This is a genomic window from Thermomonospora sp. CIF 1 (genome assembly GCF_001896795.1).
Taxonomy (GTDB): domain Bacteria; phylum Actinomycetota; class Actinomycetes; order Streptosporangiales; family Streptosporangiaceae; genus Thermomonospora; species Thermomonospora curvata.
The window spans coordinates 1-7,264 of record NZ_MOYN02000005.1 but is presented as its reverse complement, the minus strand read 5'-3'; the positions used below and the strand labels follow the sequence as shown (position 1 = coordinate 7,264).

The following is a 7,264-nucleotide window of genomic DNA, read 5'->3' as shown; positions in this document are numbered from 1 at the left end:
CACGACCTGGGACGGGGAGTGGGCGCGGTAGCGGCGGATGAGGGTCTGCAGGGGGAGGCTGGGCCAGCAGGACAGGCGCCCGGTGTGACGGTCGATGACCAGGAGGAAGTCGGGCTCGCCGGAGGCGGTGACGGGCCAGGCCACGAAGCCGTGCTCGAACTCCTGGACGCCGAGCGGGGAGGGGCGGTGGACGCGGCGCAGGTAGGCGTCGGCGCGGCGCCACGCCTCGGCCCGGTCGATGGCGGCGGGGCGGACGGCGTGGACGGACAGCAGCTCGGCCACGCGGCGCAGGGTGGGGCAGTGGTCGACGCCGCAGCCGCGGCAGAAGCGGCGGCCGGTGGAGGTGGTGACGGGGCGGTGGGCCTCCAGCACGGCGGTCAGGCCGGTGGCGCAGGCCAGCACCAGGCGGCGGGCGTTGCGCACGAAGTCGCGGGTGTGCGCATCGAGCCGGTCGAGGCCGGGGAGGGCGGCGATGGCCTCACCGTCGGCGCGCAAGGCGTCGGTGACGGCCGCATGAACCCGCCGCCGCACCCATTCGTGCAGGTCACCGTGGGTGTGGTTCATTGGGCCCGCTCCTTTGCGCCCGCGGTGAACACGGCGGTGACGGTGCGGCCGGAGTCGTTGCCGTGCCATCCCCAGCTGGTGGCGGTCAGCGAGACGGTGCGCAGGCCGCGGCCGTTTTCGTCGGTGTCGGCGGCGTCGCGGGCGGCGGGCTCGGTGGGGCCGCCCTGGTCGGCGACCGCGACGGCCACGCCGTCCGGCCCGGCCAGCACCTCCACGGTGAACGAGCCGCCGGCCTGGCCGGATTTGGTGTGGCGCAGGGCGTTGGCGACCAGTTCGTCCACGGTGAGGACCACCTCGTCCAGGCAGGGCAGGCCGTCCAGCAGGCAGGCCACGAAGCGGCGGGCGGCGCGGGCCTGGGCGGCCTCGCCGGGGAAGGTCCGCCGCCAGTACAGCGGGGCGGCCGTGCAGGTCCTGGGAATCGTCGTCAGCATGTGCACCTCGCGGGGCCGGTCGGTGTCGGGGACGCGGGTGGGCGTCGTTGTGCTCGGTGGCCTCATGCTCACACGCCGTGACGCCGAAAGGTGGCCAAGCGGCCGATATCAAGGGCCTGACCGGCGAATTTGTGCATTCCCACTTGCGAACGTTCACGAGTGGAAAGTCCGGGCTCCCGAATGCCCGAAACGACGCAGCCCCGCCGGGGTGCCGGCGGGGCTGCGTTCGGTCAGCGCGGCGTCACCAGTTCTTGTACTGGACTCGGCCGAGGCTGCAGAAGGTGCAGGTGGGGCTCAGGAAGTCGCTTGTGCGGCGGAATTCCTCATCGCCCAGGTGCCAGCGCAGCCAGGCGGTGATGATGTGCTGGCCGTTGCGGGTGGCGTAGATGTGGTCGGTGTTGTTGAGGATGTTGAACCACACCGGGACGCGGGTGTTGCGGTAGTCCCGCTCCATGTTGGAGGTGGCGAAGTCACTGTCGCCGCCGATGTAGAGAGTCGGCTTGCGCAGCTTGTTGGGGCCGTTGCCGTCGAAGGACCCGCCGGCCACGTGGATGGTGGTGCTCAGCCGCGGCTCGTCGGCCACGTCGAACGTCCCCAGCGAGCCGCGGGAGTGGCCGCCGAAGGCCACCTCCGACAGGTCCAGGTTCTGGTGCAGCGGGCTGGCCGGGTTGGAGTTCTGGGCCTGCAGCCAGTTGAGCGCGTTGACCATGTAGGTGCCGTCGCTGGAGGAGACCTCGCTGTAGACCACGAACCCGTGCGAGGCCCACTGCCGCAGCATGTCCTCATAGTCGGCCGGGGTGGACCCGGCGCCCGGACCCCACACGAAGATCGGGTGGTCCACGCCGTACTGGCCGGCGTTCATCGGGTACACCAGCCACCCGTTGCGGCGAGGGCCGGCGGACCGGTCGATGGCGACCGCGTACGGGCCGGGCTTGGTGACGTCGCTGACCGGAGGCAGCGGCCCGCCCGGACCGGGCCCCGGGTCGCTGCCGCCGCCGTCGGCGGTGACGAGCACGTCATCGACGGTCAGCGACTCCAGGGGGCTGTTGGCGTCCAGCGAGAACCGCAGCCGCACGCTGCGCCCGTCCACCGAGGACGGCAACCGGAACGACACCGGGCCGCCGGCCTGCCGCGCCGACTCCAGCGTCACGAACGACCCGCCGTCCACCGAGTAGGCCGCGGTGAACGACTCGCCCAGGTCCAGCCCGGAGGTCGAACGGGTGTAGGACACCGTCACCCCGCTGTAGCCGCTCAGGCTGATGGTGGTGGAGGTGATGGACGGGTCCGACAGCAGCGACCCGCTCAGCCGGGCCCCATAGCTGCCGGTGGTGACCGACCCGCTGGAGGTGAAGCTGCCGAGCCCGTTGGAGAAGTCCTCGCGGAAAACCGCGGTCGCGGCGGAAGCCGGGGTGGTGACGGCGCCGGCGACGCCCATGGCCAGGACGCCTGCGGCCAGTGCGCCGAATAGTCGCAGGCGCCCGCTGATGCGAGACATGTCGAAGATCCCTTCTGGTCGCGCCGGTCGCGTCGGCGGTCGCGCGCCTTGAGCCTGCTCCCGACCGCCGAGGACCGATCCGGCATCGATTCAGGGGCCGATTGAAACCGGACCGCCAGGCGCGGAAATCCGGAAAATCACTGGTAGCGGGCTTGCCGAATGCCGTCCTGGTAACGGTCACAACGGACGTGCGCTTTTGGATGCCCGGTACACGAACGCCTGCCGCCCGGCCGAAGGCCATGGGTGGACTGTGCGTTCAGGGGCATCGGGATCGGCCGAGGCACGACAGGGTGCAGGGCCGTCCATGGTTCATCGACTGCCCGGATCGCAGGTCATGCGGCGTCCATTCGGTCCGGAACACATGGATGGCCGTACCGTTTCTGCCGCTTCCCCAAAAGCTGACTCCCCAAGCCGCCGCCGACTACCTAGAAGGCTGCGTGCCCCCACACCGCCTGCCGACATGGGAGCCGATCCTCGCTCACCTGCGCGCCGCTTCCCCGGCACGCCCTGAATCGGGCAGGCCGTTGGCCGAGGTGGTGGCCACCCCACTGGGATTGTGGTTGCTGCGCACCGTCTACATCGAGCGGAATTCCGACCCCGCCCCGCTGCTGCACAGAGAGCGTTTCCCCACCCCTGGGGCATTGCGCGACCACCTGTTCGACCGCCTCATCGACGCCCTCATCGACGCCCGCCCGCCCCTCGACGGCCCGGAAAAGAACGCCGACCGGTTCCGGCCCCGCCGCCACCGTGATCCCCGCCAGGTCCGCGCCTGGCTGGGATACCTGGCCCGCCTGCTGTCCGACCAGGACACCCGCGATCTGGCCTGGTGGCGCCTGCCCACCGCCGTCCCTGCACCCGCGTCTCTCTTCAAGTACGTGACCGGGTTCATGGGAGGGCTCGCAGCAGGTCTTGTGGGCGGGCTCGCGAGCGGGCTCACATTCGGCGGCCACCGGGCCTGGTCGATGTACCTGGTGGCCTCTTGGTGGTGGACGTGGAAAAACCTCTTGCCACGGCGACTGATGCCGTTCCTGGACGACTGCCATCGGCTCGGGCTGTTGCGGGCGATCGGCCCGATCTACCAGTTCCGTCATGCCGAGTTTCAGGATTATCTGGCAGCCGATCACCGGCGTTCCCACGGCGCCGCGGGCGGCAGGCGGGCCGGAGAAGAGAGCGCTTCAGAAGACGCCGGGCGGTAGCGGCGTTTCGAGTCGCCCCGCCTTTTCCACCGGGCAATAGTGGAGCTTTAAGAGGCTTCACCGTGTAGCTCTGTAAGTCCCGAAATCCACCCCGGTCATCCCCATAAGTTTCGGCCGTCGGCTCAACGGTCGGCGCTCTCAAGGTGATTTGTGAGGGAATGGATCGCAACGCGCAGATGCCGGCCGGCTGAGGCCCAGGCCACCGGAACCGCCTTGTCCCGGTGGACGCCGACCATGACGATGCTCCCCTCTCTCCGGCCACCGCGTCCCGAAGGCGGACGGTCCGGTCGTCGGAGTCGGTGAAAGATCCGGGAGCCGCTCAGGGAGCGGGCCGCGGCCGCCACGGCCGGCCTGCAGTGTCGGGGGCCGTGGTCGCCTCATGACAGGCAGCCGCTGTGGGGATCGCCGCCACGTGCCAGAACGTGGACGGTCCCAGCCAGCCGCCCCAGCACACCGGCTGTCCTCTCCGCAGGTCATGCAACGCTCGTCCGAAACGGCTCGTCTCGTCGATCGCCGTGGCGTCCGGGCCCAGTTGGCCGCGTGCTTTTCGCCACTCGTTTCGCAGCCATTCGGCCATCTCCTCGGGGGTGGTGGCCGTTGTACGGACGGTGCGGGCCGGTTTGCGCAGCCAGTCGGCCAGGAGCTTTGGCGGCAGTTCGGTGCCGAGGTCGCGGCGGGCGGGTTCGTCGCCGTAGTCGGCCGCGCCGCCGCGCCACAGATACCCGTGCCAGTGCAGGCCCTGGTCGCGCCAGGCCGTGCTGTCGCGCACGCCGTCGCCGTCCCGCCAATAGGCGTCGTAGTCGAAAACCGGGATGTCCATCGTGTCCGTCTCCCAGGTCCGGGGCCCTGCCGGGAAAGGCAGGGCCCCGCGGGGATGCGCCGGCCGGTCAGATGTCGAACTGGCCGGCCTTGGCGCCGGCGATGAAGTCCCGCCACTCGGCGGCGGTGAAGGTGTTGACGATGCCGGTCTTGGAGTCGCGCAGTGCGACGAGGCCGCTGGTGGCCGCGAGGTTGGTGGCGACCTCGACGCAGCAGCCGCCGCAGCCTTCGCTGCACGCCCGGCTGGTCTGGAACTGGAACTGCTGAGACATGGCCTCCTCCTCGTCCCGGCGGGGCCGCCGCTCTCCGGGCCGTTTGCGTCCCTGCGCCGGGTGCGTCGTGGGATGCGGGAACCATCGGTCACCACGATGCGGCGCAGGGTGATGAGAAGGCCAGGAACTTGCTTCAGTTTTCTCGAATCGCTCGGATCGCCCGGGAGATGAGCTCGCGGGCCCCGGCGCCGTACACCGCGGACGCGGCCAGCCACTCGAACTCCTTGGCGTACACCGCGATCTCGCGGGGCTGGGTGATGGTCAGTTCCGCCGCCACCGTCTCCACCAGCACCAGCCGGTCGTCGAAGATCCAAAAGCCGTGGTGCGGGGCCCGGCGGTGCCGGGTGCGGGCCGGGATGACGCCGAGCAGGAGCCTCGGCATGATCGCCAGCGTGAGCAGCCGGTCGAGCTGCCCGAGCAGCACGTCGTCATCGGCCACGCCCAGCGTCAGCGCGGCCTCGCCGATGAGGATGTGGAAGCGGCGGTCCCGGTCGCCCCTGCGGAGGATCTCCTGGCGCCGCATCCGTGCCTCGACCGCCGCGTCCAGGTCGTTGGGCGTCCGGTGGAACGCGATGTTCTCGGCGAACCGCGTCCGTGCGTACTCCGGGGTCTGCAGCAGGCCGGGGATGAGCAGCGGCTCATAGATGCGAAAGCGGGAGGTCTGTTCTTCCTGGGCGGCGATGGCCTGCCGGCGGCGGCGTCCGCCTGCCCGCCATGTCCGCCGCCACTCCAGGTACTGGGAGTCGATGTTGCGAACGGTCGCGATCAGATCCGCGATGTGGGCCTCGGCGCCGACCAGCCGGCACCACAGGCGGATGTCGTCCTCGCTCGGCGTCTGCCGCCCGTGCTCGATCTTGGAGACCTTGCTCTCCACCCATCCGGCGAGCTCGGCCAGGCGCCGCTGGGTCAGGCCGCCGTCCTTGCGCAGCTCCCGCAGCCGCAGCCCGAGCGCCTCCCTGGCCTGCTGGGACGGGGTGGACACGCGCTCAGGCTCCGCCCAGGCTCCGCAGGAACGCCTCCCGGGTGAGGGCGTGCTCCCAGGCCACCTGCCGCCAGGCGCGGTGCCGGGCGACGGTGGCCGGGTCGTCGGTCACCTCGGCGCCTGCGAACGCGTCATCGGCGTCGAAGTGCAGGATCACCACGGTGGCGTCGTCAAGCAGCCAGGCGTCGTGCGGCGGCTCCACCGGCAGGCCGAGTCGGGCCGCCTGTGACCGTTCCAGGTAGCGGATGTCCTCACCGGCCCGGATGTTGTCGCGCGCGCACCACAGCGCGTACCGGGAGTAGTCGCCGAGGGGGACGGTGACGACGCGGACCCGGGTGAAGGGCCGCCCCTCGGCGGCGGCCCGGCGGGTCCTGTCGTACCACGGCCGCCCCCTGGCGTAGTCCTCATCGGGGTCGCCCGCCAGGAAGCGGCGCAGGGACTCCCGCTCGGAGGGCACGTTGTAGCGGTCGCGCGTCTCCAAGCGGAACGCGCTGCGTTCGAACGCATCGAACAGCCCGTCCAGCTCGCCGCCGGACAGCAGGTGGGCCACCGGCTCAGCCTCCGTGGTGCTCCTGGTAGTGGGCGACCAGGTGGCGGACGAGCGACGGCTCGATCTCGACGATGGCCTCGTCGTCGGCCAGGTTGACGGCGTCGCCGAGCGCCTGCGGGTCAGTGACCGGTTTGCCCTGGACTCCATAGGTGCCGGCGTCGGTGACGTACATCGCCGGGCAGGTGCCCTCGTTGCTGTCCGTCCCCAGGAACCGTAGCCGCATGATCTCTCCTCTGCCCGGCGACTTGCTCGAACTTGCTCACTATGGAGTGTCCGCTGAAGCAGTGCCGTCCGACAAGGGCAGCCTTCCGAGGCGTCTCAGTCATGCCGGGGTGCCGTCGCGGTAACTGCGAATCCCGCTCCGGTCTTCGCGTACGGCAGGCCCTGACCCGCACCGGCTTCGCCGGTTATGTGCGGGGTTCTGCACTGAGCTTTCTTCACCGCACGGCCTTGGGTATTGAGGCCGGGAGCCTCGAGGATGCCCGGTTCCGCGGCGCCTCAGGTCATGGCGTCGCCCTGACTGCGACATACCGTCCTGGCCCGGGGAAGCGGTGCGACGAAAAAGGCGCATTGGCGAAGGATATTTCGGCACTTTCAGCGCAATCGGGTGCACCGATAGTGATGATGACGGGTATGGCAGGGCGGAACAGGCCGGGTCGGGCGTGGCGGACGGTCGTGCTGGTGGTCGGCGTGGCCGGCGTGGCCGGTCTGCTGGGGTGGACGGTCCTGACCGTGGTGTTCGAGGACCGCGAGAAGGGCGGATGGGTGGCCGGCATCGCCGCCGCGCCGCTGACCGGAGTGCCCCTGATCGTCGCCCTGTGGAACTGGTACCGAAGAAGCACCGCTCCCCCAGCGGGCCCGGGGCCTCCAGCCGGTATGCGATCACATGCCCGACGATCAGAGCGACGATCAGGACCACGATGCCGGGAGCCGCGGCCTTCTTCAGCAGGTCGAG

9 protein-coding genes are annotated in these 7,264 nt (G+C 70.5%); 1 reads left to right on the top strand and 8 read right to left on the bottom strand.

The annotated features are described in order from the left end of the window. The 3 genes from BUE48_RS02140 to BUE48_RS02130 all read right to left on the bottom strand — a co-directional run. Positions 1 to 564, bottom strand: a 564-nt coding sequence (locus BUE48_RS02140; RefSeq protein WP_502694588.1) for an SUKH-4 family immunity protein, incomplete at its 3' end; no start/stop codon positions are given. Then, positions 561 to 1,061 (bottom strand): ATP-binding protein, encoded by a 501-nt coding sequence (locus tag BUE48_RS02135; RefSeq protein ID WP_286988586.1) that lies wholly within the window; start codon positions 1,059 to 1,061, stop codon positions 561 to 563. The genes BUE48_RS02135 and BUE48_RS02140, both read right to left, overlap by 4 nt. Before the next feature lie 175 nt (positions 1,062 to 1,236). Beyond that, complete coding sequence (locus tag BUE48_RS02130; protein ID WP_012850810.1) at positions 1,237 to 2,490, bottom strand: poly(ethylene terephthalate) hydrolase family protein; 1,254 nt, start codon at positions 2,488 to 2,490, stop codon at positions 1,237 to 1,239. 365 nt (positions 2,491 to 2,855) lie between these two features. On the opposite strand from BUE48_RS02130, the gene BUE48_RS02125 reads away from it, so the two are divergent. Beyond that, positions 2,856 to 3,686, top strand: coding sequence for a hypothetical protein (locus BUE48_RS02125; protein ID WP_286988585.1), 831 nt, complete (start codon positions 2,856 to 2,858; stop codon positions 3,684 to 3,686). A 319-nt stretch (positions 3,687 to 4,005) separates the two neighbouring features. On the opposite strand, the gene BUE48_RS02120 is transcribed toward BUE48_RS02125, so the two are convergent. From BUE48_RS02120 to BUE48_RS02100, 5 genes are all read right to left on the bottom strand, one after another. After that, a complete protein-coding gene (locus BUE48_RS02120) occupies positions 4,006 to 4,506 on the bottom strand; it encodes a hypothetical protein (RefSeq protein WP_012850808.1) in 501 nt (166 codons plus the stop codon). Positions 4,507 to 4,573: 67 nt separating this feature from the next. After that, entirely contained in the window at positions 4,574 to 4,777 is a 204-nt protein-coding gene (locus tag BUE48_RS02115; protein WP_012850807.1) for a DUF397 domain-containing protein, read from the bottom strand. A gap of 133 nt (positions 4,778 to 4,910) precedes the next feature. Next, on the bottom strand, positions 4,911 to 5,759 hold the full coding sequence (locus tag BUE48_RS02110; protein ID WP_286988583.1) for a helix-turn-helix domain-containing protein: 849 nt from the start codon (positions 5,757 to 5,759) through the stop codon (positions 4,911 to 4,913). 4 nt (positions 5,760 to 5,763) lie between these two features. Beyond that, positions 5,764 to 6,309 (bottom strand): DUF6879 family protein, encoded by a 546-nt coding sequence (locus BUE48_RS02105; RefSeq protein WP_012850805.1) that lies wholly within the window; start codon positions 6,307 to 6,309, stop codon positions 5,764 to 5,766. Between the two features lie 4 nt (positions 6,310 to 6,313). Further along, the gene (locus tag BUE48_RS02100; protein ID WP_286988582.1) at positions 6,314 to 6,532 is read right to left on the bottom strand and encodes a hypothetical protein; all 219 of its coding nucleotides are present in this window, start codon (positions 6,530 to 6,532) and stop codon (positions 6,314 to 6,316) included. Between the last annotated feature and the right edge of the window lie 732 nt (positions 6,533 to 7,264).